This is a genomic window from Rheinheimera sp. 1928-s (genome assembly GCF_029269265.1).
Taxonomy (GTDB): Bacteria; Pseudomonadota; Gammaproteobacteria; order Enterobacterales; family Alteromonadaceae; genus Pararheinheimera.
Genome location: NZ_JARIXP010000008.1, coordinates 1 through 17,022, shown reverse-complemented (window position 1 = coordinate 17,022; position 17,022 = coordinate 1). Strand labels below are relative to the sequence as shown.

Here is a 17,022-nt window from a genome sequence, read left to right as displayed (position 1 = left end):
CACTTTCTCTGGCCGGACCACAATAACAATGAACAGACGCCAGTTTATTTTGCGCTCTCTTGCGCTGACAGTAGCTGCCAGCACAGGGTACGCAGTATATCAGTATCAAAGTCTGCAAGGCAGTGACAATGCGGCTGTTCTGGTATTGGATGCGTTATTACCCGCAGTGCTTTTGGGGGCTTTACCTGCCGATGCCAGATCGCAACAATTATCCTTAGAGCAAACCCGGGATGCGGTGTTAGATTTTCTGGTCTATTTACCTCAACATCAGCAACAACAACTCGAACAGCTATTTCAGTTGCTGCAACAGGATTTAGCCCGGCTGGCATTAACAGGGCAGTGGTTGCAACTGGCAGAGCTGCCGCTGCCACAGCGTCTGGATTTGTTAGTAAGCTGGCGCGACAGTTACTTTTCTTTGTTACAGCAAGCCTTTAGCGGTTTGCGTGAACTGATCTACGGCGCTTTTTATGGTCAGCCACAGCATTGGTTTGCCTTGGATTACAGCGCGCCGGAGTTTAATTCATGAAGAATCTGATTGCTGATGGTGTCTCTGCGGGCTGGTCTTATCTGGATGCTTCCACTTTAACTGAAGATAAGCAGTTTGAAGCGGATGTGGTGATAGTAGGTTCTGGTGCCGGTGGCGCTATGGCTGCTGAACAGCTGAGTTTAGCCGGCTTTAAAGTGATTATTCTGGAAATGGGCGCTTTGTATGAAGGCAAAGACTTTCAGCAGCAAGAGCGCTGGGCTTATCCTGCTTTGTATCAGGATGGCGCAGGCCGTAAAACCCTGGATCAAAGTATAGGTATACTACAAGGCCGCACCGTAGGAGGCTCTACTACGGTCAACTGGACTACTTCGATTCGCACACCCGACAAAACACTGGAGTACTGGCGCGCCGAATTTGGTTGTGATTTTAACTCCGACAATTTAGCGCCATATTTCCAACAGGCCGAACAGCGGCTGAATATCCATCCATGGCCAGTGCCACCTAATGCCAATAACGATAAATTACGACAAGGCTGTGAAGCTTTAGGTTGGCAGTACACTGTAATTAACCGCAATGTCAGCGGCTGCGCTAATCTGGGCTACTGCGGCATGGGTTGCCCTATTAACGCCAAGCAGTCGATGCTGGTCAGTACTATTCCATCGGCTATGCAAGCCGGCGCCATGCTGATTAGCCGGGTATCTGCCCGTGAGCTGAAATGGCAAAATGGGCAAGTGCAATCTTTGGTTGCTGTGCCAGTAGACCCGCATTTTCAGCCTGATTTCAGAGTAAAACTTAGCTTTAAAGCAAAACATTACATAGTGGCTGCTGGTGCTATAGGCTCGCCCGCTTTGCTGCTGCGCTCTAAAGTACCCAATCCTTCAGGTCGGTTAGGTAAACACACTTACCTGCACCCCAGTGTGATTTCAGGTGCTTTATTTGAAGAGACTATAGCTGGCCACAGTGGGGCGCCTCAGTCGATTTATTCTGATCAATTTGTTTGGCCAGGCCATGGGCAGATCGGCTTTAAGCTGGAGGTACCGCCACTGCATCCTGTGTTAATGGCAACCAAATTAACAAGCCTGGCACAGTCACATGCTGCGTTAATGCAGCAGTTTAATCAGTTGCAGGTGGTTATTGCGTTACTACGGGATGGTTTTCATGCTGATAGTCAGGGCGGCACTGTGTTGTTGTCTGATCAGGGTGAGCCAATGGTGGATTACCCTCTTTCAGATTATTTATGGCAAGGCGTACAGGACGCTTATCTGGCGATGGCTGAACTACAATTCGCAGCCGGAGCTAAGTCGGTATTGCCTATTCATCAGGATGCTCAGCTTTACTCCAGTTGGAAGCAGGCTCGCGAGGCAATTAAAGCGCTGCCGCTACAAAAATACCGCGCTACCTTGGTGTCAGCTCATGTGATGGGGGGTTGTAATATGAGTGCAGAGCCTGCCAAAGGAGTGGTAAACCTGGAAGGTCGTCATCATCACCTGGAAAATTTGTCTGTATTTGATGGCTCGGTATTACCCTCAAGCTTAGGCGCTAATCCACAGTTAACTATTTATGCTTTAACCTTGCGAAATACAGCAGCTTTAGTGAAAAATTTAAAGTAAAGGATCAAAGCGCAGCTGAACTGACTGCGCTTGTCTGTTCACCATATTACTCTGCATGCGAAGTTTTATATAAGAAGTAGCCAGCGTAAAATACGCATAAGCCAATCACTAAAGCCAGCCCGGTAAAAGAGATAAAGATCACCGGATCGTTCAGAAACTCTTGCCATATATTCATGATCATATCCTCGCTATTTACTGATGCTTGTAGAGTAGAAGCATCAGTGGAAGCAAAGTCTGATATAGATCAAAGTTGGACTTTAGATGCCTTCCAACTGCTGGCTTTGTTGATACAGATCAAGAATTTCAGCGTCCAATTGCTCAACAGGAGCTTGGACCAACACCAAATAGTGATCCAGTAGCTGACTGTAAGGCAACAGCTCATCATTCAGACTTAACTGATTAAACTGCTGCACCAATAACTGCTGTTCCAGTTTTTCTGCAGCAAGTTCAGTGCTCAATAATTGCTGACGCAGAGGCTGCTGCATATCAGACTCTAGCCATGGAGATGGCAAAGTGCGGCGTAAGGCGCGGATCGACTGAGTCACTTCGGTGCTGAAATGCTTCAGTAAATCTTCCAGCTGTTGCAGTTGAGCTTCGCTGACACTTTGCTGTTGCTTGTCCAGATAGAGCAAAAACAGCAGCAGGTTAATATTCACACCATAGTTGTCCTGCCATTGCAGGCATACATCTTTAATGGCCGGATACAAACTCAGGCTGTACTGCCAGAACTGCTCAGAATTAAGAATTTTTTTGCCAGAATTCTGCACTTTGTTGCTCCCATGCTTCCTGAGCTTCGAACCATTGTTCTTCCACTTCAGATAATTCCTTTTGGACTTTTGTTTGCTCGGCCAATGTTTTGGTCAGCTCAGTTTTACGAACCGCGTCGTAAATACCGGCATCAGCCAAAGCCGTTTCAATCTGCTGTTGTTGCTGGTGCAGCTTTTCTTGTTGCAGCTCCAGCTTTTCAATTTTTTGCTTTAACGGCCGCTGTAAAGCACGTAGCTCAGCTTCCAGCCGTTTTTGATCTTTACGATTTTGGGCGCTGTTTGCGGTCACAGTGTCGTCGGATACTGCAGCGGCATTACTGGCGCGTTGATCCTGTTGCAACCACTGATAATAATCTGACAAATCACCGGCAAAAGGTGCAACTTTGCCATGCGCCACCAGATAAAACTCATCTGTAGTGCTGCTAAGTAAATGCCTGTCGTGCGATACCACCACAATAGCGCCTTCGAAGCTTTGTAATGCCATTACGATAGCTTCACGCATATCCAGGTCTAAGTGGTTGGTCGGTTCATCCAGCAGCAGCAGGTTAGGGCGCTGATACACCAGTAACGCCAGAACTAAACGGGCTTTTTCACCACCGGAAAAAGGCGCGCAGGCGGCCAGTGCTTTGTCACCATGAAAACCAAAACCACCAATATAATCGCGCAACTGTTGCTCAGTGGCATCCGGGGCTAAACGTACTAAATGCTGTAAAGGCGAATCCTGTGGTCTTAAGGTTTCCAACTGGTGCTGAGCAAAATAACCAATACTGACACCATTGGCGTACCAAATTTCACCGGCTTGTGGTGTTAAAGAGCCGGATAACATTTTGATCAGCGTCGATTTACCAGCGCCGTTGCGACCTAACAAACCTATGCGGCTGCCTGGCAGCAACTGAAAGTTAATCTGCTGCAGAATAGGCGTATCACCATAACCTGCTTTGACGTTTTCCATCTTCAGTAAAGGGTTAGGTAAAGAGCGTGGATCTAAAAACTCAAACTGAAAAGGCGAGTCAGCATGAGCAGGAGCCAACAACGTCATACGTTCCAGTGCTTTGATCCGGCTTTGCGCTTGTTTGGCTTTTGTGGCCTGAGCGCGGAATCGGTCAATATACTTTTGCAGATGCGCCACCTGACGCTGTTGTTTTTCAAACATCGACTGGTGTTGTGATAAATGTTCAGCTCGCTGACGTTCAAACTGGCTGTAGTTGCCTTTGTATAAAGTTAAAGTCTGATTGTCGATATGCACCGTATTGTCAATCACGGCATCCAGGAAGTCGCGGTCGTGACTGATCAGCAACAAAGTACCAGTATAGGAAGCCAGGTATTTTTCCAGCCACAATACGGCGTCTAAATCTAAGTGGTTGGTGGGTTCGTCCAATAACAACAATTCTGCAGGTTGCATCAGGGCTTTGGCCAGGTTTAAGCGCATACGCCAGCCACCTGAAAACGACTTCACACTTTGCTGCTGCGCTGCACCACTAAAACCCAGACCATCTAATAAAACACCAGCTTTGGCTTCGGCTCTGTAGCCATCTAAAGCGTCAATCTGATGATGTACTGCTGCTAAATCAACACTGCCATCAGTAATTTTTAACTGTTGAAGCAATGGATAAAGTTTTTCGTCACCTTGCAATACGTAGTCCATGGCCGACATATCCAAAGCTGGCGTTTCCTGCGCCACAGTGGAGATAGTCCAGCTGGCTGGAATAGAGACAGAACCAGCGTCTGGTTGCAGTTTTTGTTGCAACAAAGCAAAAAGACTGGATTTGCCGCAACCGTTGGCGCCAATTATTCCGACCTTTTGGCCTGGAAATACGGTAAGATCGGCCTGTTGCAGTAAGCAATTAATACCGCGTCGCAGTTCGACGTTTTGCAGTTGGATCATAGTGTTTTAGCCCGGACGAAAATTGGTTGCTACTCTAATCGCAAAGTGGCGACAAACCAAGAGCACAAGCGGTATTGATGCGATAAAAGCAGACTGAAGAGAGTAAAAACATGACGGAAAGAAAGAAAAAACGCTTTATCGCCGGTGCAACCTGCCCACAATGTAAAGCTGTAGACACCTTGATGTTGTTTATTGAAAACAACGTGGAAAAAGTAGAATGCGTGCAATGTGGCCATCATATGGCACAACCTGAACAGCAGGTGGCAAAAGCTTCGCGTGCTGCTGAACAGGTGATAGGCGTGTTCAAACCCGAATAAAGTTAGTAAGCGAATGGGTGTTAATAATGCGGCGGTGGCGGCTCTTCATCTACACGTAAAATGCCACTGTCGTTGCCCTTACTGATTTTTTCCGCCAGCATCATCACTTGCCGTTGCAGTTTTTCGATGCTTTTCTGATGTTCATGTAACTCGTCATTCAGCGTTTGCACCATATCTTCCTGGAATGCAAGTTTGCTCTCCAGATCAATGAGTTGTTGCTGCAACTCCACTACTTTTTCTGTCATTGTTTAATCTCCCATACTTCGGCTACGCCACTGGAGCTTTCACTGATAATCTGGCTGTCATTTAAAAATGCCACCGCATGGATCACCGCACTGGCTGGCCTGCTATTGAGAATAGCTCTGACCTGCCACTGCTGTACTTTTTTCCCTGTTGCCACATCCCATAAAATTAAGGCTCTGGATGGAGAACCTGTCACCAGCCACTTTCCGTTTGGACTAAAGCGGGCGGCGGTAATAATTTGTGCTCTGGCTAATTCAAGCTGGCTGAGTTGTTTACCTGTTTTTAAATCCCAGATAAAACCTTGCAGTTCGCTGCCTGCACTAAAGGCATAACGACCTTGCTGATCCAGCGTTACCTTAGTCACCCGGTTTGGATGCGGGAAACTATGAATAATCTGCGCCGTTTCTGTATCCCATAAATAGGCATAATGATCGTTAGAGCCTGTCAAAGCAAAGCGGCCATTGGCCGACATATCGACAGAATTCACATTTTCGGTGTGGCCTAAAAACTCAATGCGACGGCCTGAACTTAAGGTGATATGTTGCACTTTACCGTCGCTTTGGCCTACCAGTAGATGGCGGCCAAAATCAGACACAGCTAAATCACGGATCGTGGCGTCTTTTACCGACCAAAAACCGATGTTGCGGCCATCATTCATTTGCCATAAGGCAAAATCTTTGCTGTCACCTGTTAATAAATGACTGCCATCCGGGCTCAGTGATAAAGATAAAATCTGATTATTGGTTTTTTCCTGATGACCCAGCGAATACAAAGCTGTATCTTTTTGCAGGTCCCAGACCGTGACGCCTGCGTCTAAAGCAGAGACAGCAACCAGTGTTGTTTTGTCGTTAATAGCAGCGCCATAAGAGGGCGTTTCGCTATGCAGCACTTGTCGCACAGATTTTGGTTGAACTTCTGAGCAGGCAAAGAGACCAATTGCCAGAAAAATTATCAGATATTTACAGCTATGGGTTAACGTCATTAGCACAAACCGTTAGTATAGGGACGTTGCATAAAACCTTTAAACTTATTAAAACACAATTTTGCAGCCAAACCTGCTTATTTATTGGAGAAATACATGCGTTTATTAACTAAGGTGTCGCTGATTGCGGCTACCGTTTTAACTTTGTCTGCTTGTAATAAAGAAGCTGAGCAGCCAAAACCTCTGGTTTTAGATACTGACACTGCAAAACAATCTTACAGCTTAGGTGTATCTGCTGGTCGTTTTATCGACACTACCATTCAGGAACATGAAAAATTAGGTTTACCTTTAGTTTCTGAAACTATAGTACGTGGTATTCAGGATCAGTTAGCTGGTAAAGCTCAGCTGACTGAAGAAGAAGTTCAGAAAGTGATGATGGCGCTGGAACAAACAGCCCGTGAAAAACAAGTTGAAGTGGCCAAAGCTCAGGCTGAACAAAACGTGGCTGCTGGTAAAGCATTCTTAGAAACTAACGCTAAAAAAGAAGGCGTGAAAGTGACTGAGTCAGGTTTGCAGTATGAAGTGGTTCAGGCTGCTGATGGTCCAAAACCAGCTGCAACAGACGTAGTTCGTGTGCACTACACTGGTACTTTGGTCGATGGCACTGAATTTGACAGCTCAAAAGAGCGTGGTCCTGCTCAGTTCCCGTTAAACCAGGTGATCAAAGGCTGGACTGAAGGCGTTCAGTTGATGAGCGTTGGTTCTAAGTTCAAATTCACTATCCCTAGCGATTTAGCCTACGGTGAGCGTGACATGGGTACTATCCCTGCAAACAGCGTTTTAGTATTTGACGTTGAATTATTAGGCATTGGCGAAGAAGCCCCTGCAGAAGAAGCTCCGGCTGAAGCTAAGTAATACGTAGCCCGATAAAAAAAGCGACCTGATGGTCGCTTTTTTGCTTTTGTTACGACGACAGCAACTAAACTAACTCAGGACTAACTCAGGCAGATACAGCGTTGGAATGCTTGTTATGTAACGTCTGAATAAGCTCATCTTCGAAATCAAAACGCTCTACCAAAGCCTGGCCTAAAATAGACAAATCACGATCAAAGTTCTTTGACAAAGTTTGACTATCAGCCTCAGCATATTTGTCATTAAACTCAAGTGCCATATCAGTAGACTTTGCTATTTTTGGATACAAGGCATCAGCCAGCTTGCGGCTATCATGGCCATTGACTGCACATTGCGACACAATTTGTTCATAAACTTCAAAATGACCAGCGGATATATAATCCATCAGCAATTGGCAAAAGTGCTGGATATCGGCCAAATCAGGCAAAGAATTCCCACTTTTCTTGTCAAAAGGAGGCAATGCGGCCAGCTCACAATAACGGACAATCAGGCGCTGCCTTTCATCCAGCCAGTTATCTATAGCTGTCAGGCTGCCACCCCATTTTTGCTGTGCTGACTCTAAACGGGTGTACATATACTTCCCCTTACTCAAGTGACTTACTGCTCAGAACCTCTAATTAAAAGAATTCTCGGATAAAGATCAACTACTTTTTTATTGGTCGGTTCAGTCTTTGGCTCTATCATACGCCTGTTTACACGAATAAGTGGTGGAGTAAAACAAAAAATGATCAAGCACAATGTGCCTGCTACCGCTGGCTTGTATGGTCACTGGTTTATTGTCAGTCAGGGCAAAATCTGGCTGTATTCTGTTGATGCGCCGCCCCCCCTGTGTCGTTATGACCAGTTGCCTGACTTTTTAGATGGCAGTGAACCTCTGTGTTTGCTCGGTGCTATTGATGGGATGGATTGTTATCTGCTCAATTACACCGACAGACCCGAAGCAGAAGAACAGTGGCATAACGCACGAGTTTTATTGCTACAGTCCGCCGCTATTTTTGAACATGCTGCCAGAGCCTGTCAGGTGGCCTTGTTTTTACAAACGCACCGATACTGTGGTCAATGTGGCAGCTCCATGCATCTGGTGAACTGGGAGCTCGCAGCGCTTTGTCACAAGTGTGGTCATCGCTGTTACCCCAGAATTAATCCTTGTGTGCTGATAGCTGTGGTTAATGACAAAAATCAATTGCTGCTGGCCCGCTCGGCCCGACATAAAACAGGCTTCTTTTCCATTCTGGCTGGTTTTGTTGAGTCTGCCGAGACGCTGGAGCAGGCCGCGGTGCGTGAAGTAAAAGAAGAAGTAGGGATTGAGATCACTAATTTACGTTATATGGGCAGCCAACCCTGGCCTTTCCCGCATTCACTGATGACCGCTTTTATCGCCGACTATAAGTCAGGCGAGCTGGTATGTCAGCCGGACGAAATTGAGGAAGCCCATTGGTATGATCTGGATCAGTTACCGGAAGTACCAATGGTGGCAACCTTATCAGGTCAGGTGATTCAGTATATTGCTAAGGGTGGAAGATAATGAGTGTTGCGCCATGGATGGCAGGCAAATAAAAAATTATCTGGAATGATTTTTAACAGCTTTAGCTGGCCCGTAAGGGTTTGCGCCATGGATGGCAGGCAAATAAAAAGCCACTAACGTGGCTTAAATGAGATGTAACTTGCGTTACGAGGACTCGTTAAAACGAGTTTCTTTATTCTTGTTCTTTACTAGCGCAGGTAGTTTATAACAGATGTATTTTTGCAGGGCAACAGCTTTTTTCGTTGTGGGCAAATAGCTTTTGGTAAAAAATGGTGACTGATCGGACATCAGTGATAAACTAGGGATAAATCAAAAGATGGCAGATGATAGATGCAACTAAAAAATGATCGTTATTTAAGGGCCTTGATGAAACAACCAGTCGACCGCACTCCAATTTGGATGATGCGTCAGGCGGGTCGTTATCTTCCTGAATACAGAGCGACGCGAGCTATTGCCGGCGATTTTATGTCGTTGTGCAAAAACCCTGAGTTGGCTTGTGAAGTCACTCTGCAACCGTTAAAACGTTATCCTTTAGATGCTGCCATCTTATTCAGTGATATTTTAACTATACCGGACGCCATGGGTATGGGGTTGTATTTTGGCGAAGGTGAAGGCCCACGCTTTACAAAGCAACTGACCGACTTTATGGATGTGATGCAGTTGCCTGTGCCGGATCCGGAAGTTGAGCTGCGTTATGTCATGGATGCTGTGCGTACTATTCGTCGCGAACTGAATGGCGAAGTGCCTTTGATCGGTTTCTCCGGCAGCCCATGGACTTTAGCCACCTATATGTTTGAAGGCGGCAGCAGCAAGACGTTCTCTAAAATCAAAAAGCTGATGTACACAGAGCCAGAAGTGGTGCATATCCTGCTGGATAAACTGACGCAAAGTGTCATTTTGTATCTGAACGCGCAAATTGCCGCTGGTGCTCAGTCTGTAATGATTTTCGATACCTGGGGTGGTGTGTTAACGCCTCATGATTACCGTGAATTTTCGTTAAGCTATATGCAGCAAATTGTTTCAGGCTTAACCCGTTTTGCGGATGGCCGTCCTGTGCCTGTCACGCTGTTTACCAAAAACGGTGGTTTATGGTTGGAAGAAATCGCTGCCACTGGCTGTGATGGTGTGGGTTTAGACTGGACCATTGATATTCGTCATGCCCGCGCCCGTATCGGTGACAAAGTGGCATTACAAGGCAATATGGATCCTTCTATCCTGTTAGGCACGCCAGAGCGCATCCGGCAGGAAGTTCAGGCTATCTTAGATGGTTATGGTATGGGTTCAGGTCATGTGTTTAACCTGGGCCACGGTATTACCCCTGATGTGGATCCGGAAAAAGCCGGTGTCTTTATTGATGCAGTGCATTCGTTCAGCCGCACTTATCATATGAATACCGAGATTGCTGAAGACGACGAGTAGAATTTTCCAGTTCTGAGAAACAACAACGCCAGCTTCATGCTGGCGTTGTTGTTTTAGCTGGCAGATCAAAACAAACGGTTTAACCCATTCATGGCTGCCACCCTGTAGGCTTCGGCCATTGTTGGGTAGTTAAAAGTGGTGTGAACAAAATACTCTATGGTATTGCCGCCATTTTTTTGCATCATAATAGCCTGGCCTATGTGCACAATTTCTGCCGCTCTTTCACCAAAGCAATGAATGCCCAGGATCTCTTTGGTATCGCGGTGAAACAGCAATTTGAGGCTGCCTACACTGGTATTGGCAATCTGCGCCCTTGCTAAGTGTTTAAATTGAGCCCGGCCTACTTCATAAGGAACACGGGCTGCAGTGAGCTCCTGCTCGTTTTTACCCACAGAACTCATCTCAGGTATGGTGTAAATGCCCACCGGAATATCGTCAATCAGGTAGGTACTGCAGTTGCCATGAATAATAGAGTTTGCGGCAATACGCCCTTGATCATAAGCGGCACTGGCAAGGCTAGGGTAACCAATCACATCTCCTACGGCATACACATTAGGGATTTCAGTCTGGTAGTTATCATTCACTTTTAACTGGCCGCGGCTATCTGCTTTTAAGCCAATGGCATTCAGGTTGAGTTTGTCGGTGTTGCCGGTGCGGCCGTTGGCAAACAGAATACAGTCAGCTTTCATTTTTTTGCCGGATTGCAGATGCAAAATAACGCCATCGTCACAGCCTTCAATCCGATCAAATTCTTCACCATGGCGAATAGTTACCCCAGAATTCCAGAAGTGATAACTCAAGGCATCTGATATTTCAGCGTCCATAAAAGACAACAGCCGATCTCTGGTATTGACCAAATCCACCCGTACACCTAAACCCCGGAAAATCGACGCGTATTCACAGCCAATCACGCCTGCCCCAAAAATGATGATATGCCGCACATCGTCTGTTAACGACAAAATAGTGTCGCTGTCAAAAATACGGCTGTGAGTAAAGTCCACATTTTGCGGACGATAAGGGCGGGAACCTGTCGCCAGAATAATATGTTGTGCTGAAATAATCTGATCCGGTGAGCCATCCTGCTCAATACGAATATGATGAGCATCGACAAAAGAAGCATTACCTTGCAGCATTTTGACTCTGTTGCGTTCGTAAAAACTGCTACGCAGTTGCACCTGCTTACGAATCACTCCCGCAGCGTGTTTTAAAATGTGCGGAAAGGTGAGGTTGGACGATTGATCATCCATCTGAAACAGCGGGTTTTCTTTGTATTCAATATAACGGCTAACAGAATGACGTAATGCTTTGGAAGGAATAGTGCCCCAGTGTGTGCAACCGCCGCCGACTTGCTGGTGGCGCTCTATTACCGCCACAGTTTTGCCACTTTTCGCCAGATTCATGGCTGCACCTTCGCCGCCTGGACCTGTGCCTATAATAATTGCATCAAAATCATATGTTTTGCTTTGAGTTGCTTTGACCACGGGTTTTTCCTTCGCTGAATGCACTCTTTATATTTAATCAGAAATCCTGAATTAAAGGCGATAAAAAAGGCGGCAAATGCCACCTTTTGTAAGTTTTTATCAAATGCTTAGGCAAATTGTGCTGTTAACTGCCGCCAGCGTTTTTGCTGCAGCTGCAGATTACGCCGTACTTCCAGCATTTGCTGTTTTAAATCAAATTCATTGTACTGCTGCATCAACTGTTGTTTTTTCTGTTGCAGCAATACCTTTTTCACATCGTAATACGCATGCATTTTTTCCATCAGCAGCTCGTATTCATGCTCAAGGCGTTGCATCACCAGCTCAGCATCTGGTAAATGCGATACTTTGGCCTGCGCACGTTTAAGCTGCATTTGTACTTTGGCTTTTTCGATACGGTCCGGCGGGCAAACGCGTAAGTTACGGGTTAAACCTAACCAGGAGCAGCTTTTAATCAGCCATTTGGTTGGGTCAAACTGCCACCATTTAATGCCATTGCGGTAATCGTATTCAAAAATATGATGAAAGTTGTGGTAACCCTCGCCATAAGTTACAAATGCCAGTATGCCGTTATCCCGTGCGCTATTCTGATCGGTGTAAGGCTGGCTACCCCAGATATGAGCTAAAGAGTTAATAAAAAACGTAAAATGGTGGCTCAGCACTAAACGTAAAACCCCAACGCTTAATAACATGCCGATATAGCTATCGGTTAACCAGCCTAAAAACAGCGGGATACCAAAGTTGGTTGCTACAGTCAGTACCAGATAGTTTTTGTGCTGCCACATGACTATTTTATTGTTCTGTAAGTCGCGGGCGTTGCTGTAATCCTCATAGGTGTTGCTTTGATACTCGCGTAACATCCAACCAATATGGCTGAACCAAAACCCACGCTGTGCTGAGTAGGGGTCTTTGTCGTTTTGATCAACAAATTTATGGTGAACCCGGTGATCGGAAGACCAATGCAGAGCGCTGTTTTGCAGAGCAAAAGCGCCACCTATGGCATAGAACCATTGCAAAGCAGGATGCGCATCATAAGTTTTGTGCGCCCAGAGTCTGTGGTAACCGGCAGTGATCGACATACCGCAATAACCCAAGCATAAGATAGTGGCAATAATCTCTGTCCAGGTAAAACCAACAGCTATGGCATACCAAGGCACCAGTATGGCGGCGACAAGAAAAGTGGACGCAAACAAAATCACGTTGGTCCAGATAATAGGGGGTTTATTCATTTTGGGAACTTTAAGCTTACAACTGTAAGCTAATTTAGCCGTGCAAAGTTGCAGGGTCAAGCGTTAAAATGAGCCAGAAGCAAAAAGGAGTGAGCCGTGACCCGCGCCCAACAAAAAGAAAAAACCAGACGCGCTATTATAGACGCAGCTTTTCAACAGCTTAGTGCTGATAAGGGCTACTCAAGTTTAAGTTTACGTGAAGTAGCCCGTGAAGCAGGTATTGCTCCAACTTCGTTTTATCGCCATTTTACCGATATGGATGAATTAGGGCTAACCCTGGTCGATGAAGCTGGCCTGATGCTTCGTCAGTTATTACGCCAGGCCCGGCATCGTATTGAAAGCAATGGCAGCGTGATCCGCACCTCAATTGAAACCTTTATGGAATTTGTCACAGGACACAGCAACGTATTCCGCTTGCTGCTGCGCGAACGTTCAGGCACATCAGCGGCTTTTCGTAGTGCAGTAGCCCGGGAGATTTATCATTTCGGTGCCGAGCTGGCGGATTATTTGCGTAAAGAAACAGATTGCCCGGCAGAGCGGGCACAGATGCAGGCAGAAGCTATGGTGATCTTAGTGTTTCATGCCGGAGCTGATGCACTGGACGCAACGGCAGAGCAGCGTAAACAAATCACCCAGCGCACTATTATGCAGTTACGCTGGATGGCTCATGGCGCTGCCAGTTATGGCCGCAAAACCCAGTTATCGCAAAACTAGGGAGTAAGTTTGCGTAACCAGACACCAGATTCGATATGGTGGGTGTAAGGGAACTGATCAAACAAAGCAAAAGCTTTGATTTCGTGGGTTTTGCTCAACTGCTGTAAGTTCTGCTCTAAAGTTACAGGATTACAGGAAATATAAATAATATCGTTAAACTGGCTGACAAAAGCCTCAGTCGCTGGATCTAAACCAGCACGTGGCGGGTCGACCAGAATAGTGTCAAGTTGCAACTCTGATAAATCCAACGTCTTTAATTGTTTACCTGTGGCCATGGCCGCGCTGACATCTTCAGCCGACATTTGCAGCACTTGCAAATTGGTTACCTGGTTCATTTCAATATTCAGCTGGGCTGATTTAATCGAACTGCGGGCAATCTCTGTGGCGACCACTTGGCGGAAATAAGGCGTCAGTGCCAGTGAGAAGTTGCCGTTACCACAATAAAGTTCCAGTAAGTCACCTTTGAGTTGGCTTGAAATATTACAAGCCCACTCCAGCATCTGCTGATTCACTTTAGCATTGGGTTGGGTAAAGCTGTTTTCAATTTGCTGGTAACTTAAAGTGCGATCTTTGACTGTCAGTTTTTCAATAATATGATCGCGATGCACCAAGACTTTTTGTTTGCGCGAGCGGCCAATAAAGTCCAGTGGCCATTGCTCTGCTAAATCAGCTTTTAATAAGGCCGCTTGTTCTGCCCAGTCGTCGCTCAGCGGCTTCTTATAAATAAGAGAAACCAACAGCTCGCCACTTAAGCCACTCAGGTAATCAATCTGGTATAACTTGTTACGCAGCGCCGGACGCTTCTTCAGCTCTTCCAGCAGTACAGGCATAAAGTCGGCTATTTGCTTACAGGCTACAGGGAAGTAATCAATACGCTGTTTTTGTTTGGTTTCAGAGTCAAACATAATGTGGAACAAATCGTCCCCTTCATGCCAGACCCGAAATTCAGCACGTTGACGGTAGTGGCTGGGTTCGGAGCGGAACAACTCCAACTCTGGCAACGCATAGGATGCAAACAGCTGCTGTATGCCAGTTTGCTTTTCTGCCAGTTGAGTTTCATATAAATCCGGAAATACTTGCCCTAAAGCCATTGCCTGTCACCTGTTGTCGAAAAAGCGGCCTATTCTAAGGGCTTTTGCCTGAATGTCTATCAGCAAAAGCAGACTGCAGATAAAAGTAGCAGAGCAACTGCCTTAGCGGGCGAATGTCTGGCAAAATAGCATCAGAGCTTTTCAGCAGGTTTTTTCAGAAGATATGGCATGCGTATAGGTTTTATCGATAGTGGAGTGGGTGGTCTTTCTATACTGGGAGCAGTACGTGCTTTAGTGCCTGCTGACTACTTCTATATGATGGATAACAGATACCTGCCTTATGGTACTAAGTCGGAGTTGTTTATCCGCCAGCGCTTAAAACAACTAACCGAACATCTGCTGACTCATCAGGTGGATCTGATTGTCATTGCCTGCAATACAGCTACTACTCAGGCGGTTGATTGGTTACGCCAGCAGTTTGATTTACCTTTTGTTGGTGTAGTACCAGCGATAAAACCTGCTGCTTTATATTGTGCTGGCGAAAAAATGGCATTGCTGGCCACTCCAGCCACAGTCAAAGGCCACTATATACAGAAGTTGGTCTCTGATTATGCTGGTGAGAGCAAGGTACAATTGGTTGGCAGCAGTGAACTGGTGATGCTGGCAGAACAAAAAGTCTGGGCAGATGCTGATGTAAAAGCTGAAGTGGCTCAAGTTATTAAAGGCTGTGGTTTAAATGAGTTCGCACCTAAAGCTATTATTCTGGGTTGCACGCATTTCCCGTTTTTGGCTGAAGAGATCCGTTCTGCTTTTAAGGATTCGCCAAAGTTATTTGATACTGCCGATGCGATAGCCAGACGAGTGCAACATTTAGTGGCAGAAATCACTTCTCTATATAAAGAGCAGAGTCAGGATTGTTTTATTGCAACACAAGAACTGACGGAACTGCAAAAACGAAGAGTCACACAAATGGGATTTGGCCAGCAGAGCTGCTGGCCAGATTTATATCAGGACTAATACATTTTATTCGTCGTTATCGTCACCGTCCTGACGCTCTTTGGCTTCACGCACTTTTAAAGTACGCTCCTGAAACGCAAAGTCGTTTAACTTCTGGATCATCTTGTTGGCATCTTTCGCTGCCACTTCAACAAAACCAAAACCGCGGCGGCGACCCGTTTGGCGATCCTTCATCAAACGTACGTTGACGACTACACCAAACTTTTGGAACAACTCACGTACTGCATCTTCATTTGCACGGTAAGGTAGGTTACCTACATATAAAGTGGCCGTTTCGCCGTCGTAGTTTGTTTTCGCTGCTGCAGCAGAACCAGTGCTATCCAGTGAGGCACCTTTTACTTCAACCAGAATAGGTACCAACACACCACCCAGCACTATACCAATGGCTACTGAGACAGAAGCACTTAAAGCAAGATCAGGGATTAACAATAAAAGCAGATAAACGATGATGGCTAACGCCAGAGTAAAAGGTAAGGATCGTTGTAAATTAGCTAACATAAAGATTTCCTAAGTAATAAAGATGAAAGAGTCAGAGTAAATACATATAAATACTTAAAGCTCTTTCATATTAGCGACTAGTTCTTAAGCAGCCAACTATTAAATGCATGCTTACTGATATTGTTTTTGGGGCTATTTTGCTCATATTGACGGTTTAACCAGCAAACGATCACCAAAGCCCTAAAAAACTAAGATTTGGTATTGCACGCTGCCAAAAACTCCCTATAATGCGCGCCATGCCAACGGGGTGGTGCGAAAGCAGCTCTGGGGTGGTTTTGAGATGAAGTGAAAAATGATGCAAAACATCGCTTGACACGGAGTTGAAAATCACTAAAATGGCCGCCTCGCAGCGCGGTGGAGTCGAAAGGCTCAAAAGTGAAGCGAAGTGAGTTAAGTAGGTGGGTTTGATAAATAAATTCAAATCGCTGGCTTGACACAAATTCTGGGAAGTGTAAGATACGCCTCCCGCTGAACAAGGTAATAACCGGTTCAGCACTGCTCTTTAACAATAAGCAATCAATCATCTGTGTGGGCACTCACGGTTTAGATTCTGCAGCGAGCAATCGCACAAAGAATATATATCAGTGAAGTGACTAACAGATACTCTGTCCGAAAGGATGGATGTTTTAAGTCAGTGATACTGAGCAGCCATTTCGGTGGCAAATTAAACTTAATTGAAGAGTTTGATCATGGCTCAGATTGAACGCTGGCGGCAGGCCTAACACATGCAAGTCGAGCGGGGTTTTCGGACCTAGCGGCGGACGGGTGAGTAATGCGTAGGAAGCTGCCCGATAGAGGGGGATACCAGTTGGAAACGACTGTTAATACCGCATAATGTCTACGGACCAAAGTGTGGGACCTTCGGGCCACATGCTATCGGATGCGCCTACGTGGGATTAGCTAGTTGGTGAGGTAATGGCTCACCAAGGCGACGATCTCTAGCTGGTTTGAGAGGATGATCAGCCACA

Annotated in this window: 18 protein-coding genes and 1 rRNA gene; 9 read left to right on the top strand and 10 right to left on the bottom strand. The window is 46.0% G+C overall.

Annotated elements, in window-relative coordinates; translation table 11 throughout:
* Positions 1-28: 28 nt before the first annotated feature.
* Positions 29-526 carry a hypothetical protein gene (locus tag P3C17_RS17720; RefSeq protein WP_300930668.1) on the top strand — a complete coding sequence of 166 codons (498 nt, stop codon included), beginning with the start codon at positions 29-31 and terminating at the stop codon, positions 524-526.
* Complete coding sequence (locus tag P3C17_RS17715) at positions 523-2,097, top strand: GMC family oxidoreductase (RefSeq protein ID WP_300930667.1); 1,575 nt, start codon at positions 523-525, stop codon at positions 2,095-2,097. Before P3C17_RS17720 ends, P3C17_RS17715 begins: the two co-directional genes overlap by 4 nt.
* 46 nt (positions 2,098-2,143) lie before the next feature.
* Here P3C17_RS17715 and P3C17_RS17710 read toward each other — a convergent pair whose 3' ends face one another.
* From P3C17_RS17710 to P3C17_RS17700, 3 genes are all read right to left on the bottom strand, one after another.
* A complete protein-coding gene (locus P3C17_RS17710; RefSeq protein ID WP_300930666.1) occupies positions 2,144-2,272 on the bottom strand; it encodes a DUF3149 domain-containing protein in 129 nt (42 codons plus the stop codon).
* An 82-nt stretch (positions 2,273-2,354) separates the two neighbouring features.
* Positions 2,355-2,864, bottom strand: coding sequence for a TIGR02444 family protein (locus P3C17_RS17705; RefSeq protein ID WP_300930665.1), 510 nt, complete (start codon positions 2,862-2,864; stop codon positions 2,355-2,357).
* Complete coding sequence (locus P3C17_RS17700) at positions 2,836-4,749, bottom strand: ABC transporter ATP-binding protein (RefSeq protein WP_300930664.1); 1,914 nt, start codon at positions 4,747-4,749, stop codon at positions 2,836-2,838. The genes P3C17_RS17705 and P3C17_RS17700 overlap by 29 nt, the downstream gene beginning before the upstream one ends.
* 110 nt (positions 4,750-4,859) lie before the next feature.
* Between P3C17_RS17700 and P3C17_RS17695 the strand changes: the two genes are divergently transcribed.
* Positions 4,860-5,066: a YheV family putative zinc ribbon protein gene (locus P3C17_RS17695; protein ID WP_233081777.1), complete on the top strand. Its 207-nt coding sequence runs from the start codon at positions 4,860-4,862 to the stop codon at positions 5,064-5,066.
* A 20-nt stretch (positions 5,067-5,086) separates the two neighbouring features.
* Here P3C17_RS17695 and P3C17_RS17690 read toward each other — a convergent pair whose 3' ends face one another.
* Positions 5,087-5,311, bottom strand: coding sequence for a SlyX family protein (locus tag P3C17_RS17690; RefSeq protein ID WP_300930663.1), 225 nt, complete (start codon positions 5,309-5,311; stop codon positions 5,087-5,089).
* Complete coding sequence (locus P3C17_RS17685; RefSeq protein ID WP_300930662.1) at positions 5,308-6,207, bottom strand: hypothetical protein; 900 nt, start codon at positions 6,205-6,207, stop codon at positions 5,308-5,310. The genes P3C17_RS17690 and P3C17_RS17685 overlap by 4 nt, the downstream gene beginning before the upstream one ends.
* Positions 6,208-6,387: 180 nt before the next feature.
* On the opposite strand from P3C17_RS17685, the gene P3C17_RS17680 reads away from it, so the two are divergent.
* Positions 6,388-7,146, top strand: coding sequence for an FKBP-type peptidyl-prolyl cis-trans isomerase (locus P3C17_RS17680; RefSeq protein WP_233081780.1), 759 nt, complete (start codon positions 6,388-6,390; stop codon positions 7,144-7,146).
* 85 nt (positions 7,147-7,231) lie between these two features.
* Here the strand turns inward: P3C17_RS17680 and rsd are convergent, their stop codons facing one another.
* Complete coding sequence (gene rsd, locus P3C17_RS17675; protein ID WP_300930661.1) at positions 7,232-7,717, bottom strand: sigma D regulator; 486 nt, start codon at positions 7,715-7,717, stop codon at positions 7,232-7,234.
* 150 nt (positions 7,718-7,867) lie between these two features.
* Between rsd and nudC the strand changes: the two genes are divergently transcribed.
* Positions 7,868-8,668, top strand: coding sequence for an NAD(+) diphosphatase (gene nudC / locus P3C17_RS17670; RefSeq protein ID WP_300930660.1), 801 nt, complete (start codon positions 7,868-7,870; stop codon positions 8,666-8,668).
* A 330-nt stretch (positions 8,669-8,998) separates the two neighbouring features.
* Positions 8,999-10,087, top strand: coding sequence for a uroporphyrinogen decarboxylase (hemE, locus tag P3C17_RS17665; RefSeq protein WP_269836688.1), 1,089 nt, complete (start codon positions 8,999-9,001; stop codon positions 10,085-10,087).
* Between the two features lie 65 nt (positions 10,088-10,152).
* Here hemE and sthA read toward each other — a convergent pair whose 3' ends face one another.
* Together sthA and P3C17_RS17655 are read right to left on the bottom strand one after the other, a co-directional pair.
* Positions 10,153-11,568 (bottom strand): Si-specific NAD(P)(+) transhydrogenase, encoded by a 1,416-nt coding sequence (sthA, locus tag P3C17_RS17660; RefSeq protein WP_233081787.1) that lies wholly within the window; start codon positions 11,566-11,568, stop codon positions 10,153-10,155.
* A 107-nt stretch (positions 11,569-11,675) separates the two neighbouring features.
* Positions 11,676-12,794, bottom strand: a complete 1,119-nt coding sequence (locus tag P3C17_RS17655; protein WP_300930659.1) for a fatty acid desaturase — start codon at positions 12,792-12,794, stop codon at positions 11,676-11,678.
* A gap of 96 nt (positions 12,795-12,890) precedes the next feature.
* On the opposite strand from P3C17_RS17655, the gene fabR reads away from it, so the two are divergent.
* The gene (gene fabR / locus P3C17_RS17650) at positions 12,891-13,508 is read left to right on the top strand and encodes an HTH-type transcriptional repressor FabR (protein ID WP_008900055.1); all 618 of its coding nucleotides are present in this window, start codon (positions 12,891-12,893) and stop codon (positions 13,506-13,508) included.
* Here the strand turns inward: fabR and trmA are convergent.
* Positions 13,505-14,599, bottom strand: coding sequence for a tRNA (uridine(54)-C5)-methyltransferase TrmA (trmA, locus tag P3C17_RS17645; protein ID WP_300930658.1), 1,095 nt, complete (start codon positions 14,597-14,599; stop codon positions 13,505-13,507). The two genes, fabR and trmA, sit on opposite strands and share 4 nt — an antisense overlap.
* Before the next feature lie 168 nt (positions 14,600-14,767).
* Between trmA and murI the strand changes: the two genes are divergently transcribed.
* Positions 14,768-15,556 carry a glutamate racemase gene (gene murI / locus P3C17_RS17640; protein WP_300930657.1) on the top strand — a complete coding sequence of 263 codons (789 nt, stop codon included), beginning with the start codon at positions 14,768-14,770 and terminating at the stop codon, positions 15,554-15,556.
* A gap of 6 nt (positions 15,557-15,562) precedes the next feature.
* Here the strand turns inward: murI and P3C17_RS17635 are convergent, their stop codons facing one another.
* Positions 15,563-16,054, bottom strand: coding sequence for an RNA-binding protein (locus P3C17_RS17635; protein ID WP_300930656.1), 492 nt, complete (start codon positions 16,052-16,054; stop codon positions 15,563-15,565).
* A 671-nt stretch (positions 16,055-16,725) separates the two neighbouring features.
* Here P3C17_RS17635 and P3C17_RS17630 point away from each other — a divergent pair.
* Positions 16,726-17,022 (top strand): 16S ribosomal RNA (locus P3C17_RS17630); the annotation flags it as partial.

Coding starts and splice junctions, on each gene's coding strand:
- trmA (WP_300930658.1), bottom strand. CDS start 14,599: ATGGCTTTAGGGCAAGTATTTCCGGATTTATATGAAACTCAACTGGCA.
- P3C17_RS17690 (WP_300930663.1), bottom strand. CDS start 5,311: ATGACAGAAAAAGTAGTGGAGTTGCAGCAACAACTCATTGATCTGGAG.
- P3C17_RS17680 (WP_233081780.1), top strand. CDS start 6,388: ATGCGTTTATTAACTAAGGTGTCGCTGATTGCGGCTACCGTTTTAACT.
- P3C17_RS17700 (WP_300930664.1), bottom strand. CDS start 4,749: ATGATCCAACTGCAAAACGTCGAACTGCGACGCGGTATTAATTGCTTA.
- P3C17_RS17715 (WP_300930667.1), top strand. CDS start 523: ATGAAGAATCTGATTGCTGATGGTGTCTCTGCGGGCTGGTCTTATCTG.
- P3C17_RS17655 (WP_300930659.1), bottom strand. CDS start 12,794: ATGAATAAACCCCCTATTATCTGGACCAACGTGATTTTGTTTGCGTCC.
- hemE (WP_269836688.1), top strand. CDS start 8,999: ATGCAACTAAAAAATGATCGTTATTTAAGGGCCTTGATGAAACAACCA.
- P3C17_RS17720 (WP_300930668.1), top strand. CDS start 29: ATGAACAGACGCCAGTTTATTTTGCGCTCTCTTGCGCTGACAGTAGCT.
- rsd (WP_300930661.1), bottom strand. CDS start 7,717: ATGTACACCCGTTTAGAGTCAGCACAGCAAAAATGGGGTGGCAGCCTG.
- P3C17_RS17710 (WP_300930666.1), bottom strand. CDS start 2,272: ATGAATATATGGCAAGAGTTTCTGAACGATCCGGTGATCTTTATCTCT.
- nudC (WP_300930660.1), top strand. CDS start 7,868: ATGATCAAGCACAATGTGCCTGCTACCGCTGGCTTGTATGGTCACTGG.
- P3C17_RS17635 (WP_300930656.1), bottom strand. CDS start 16,054: ATGTTAGCTAATTTACAACGATCCTTACCTTTTACTCTGGCGTTAGCC.
- murI (WP_300930657.1), top strand. CDS start 14,768: ATGCGTATAGGTTTTATCGATAGTGGAGTGGGTGGTCTTTCTATACTG.
- P3C17_RS17695 (WP_233081777.1), top strand. CDS start 4,860: ATGACGGAAAGAAAGAAAAAACGCTTTATCGCCGGTGCAACCTGCCCA.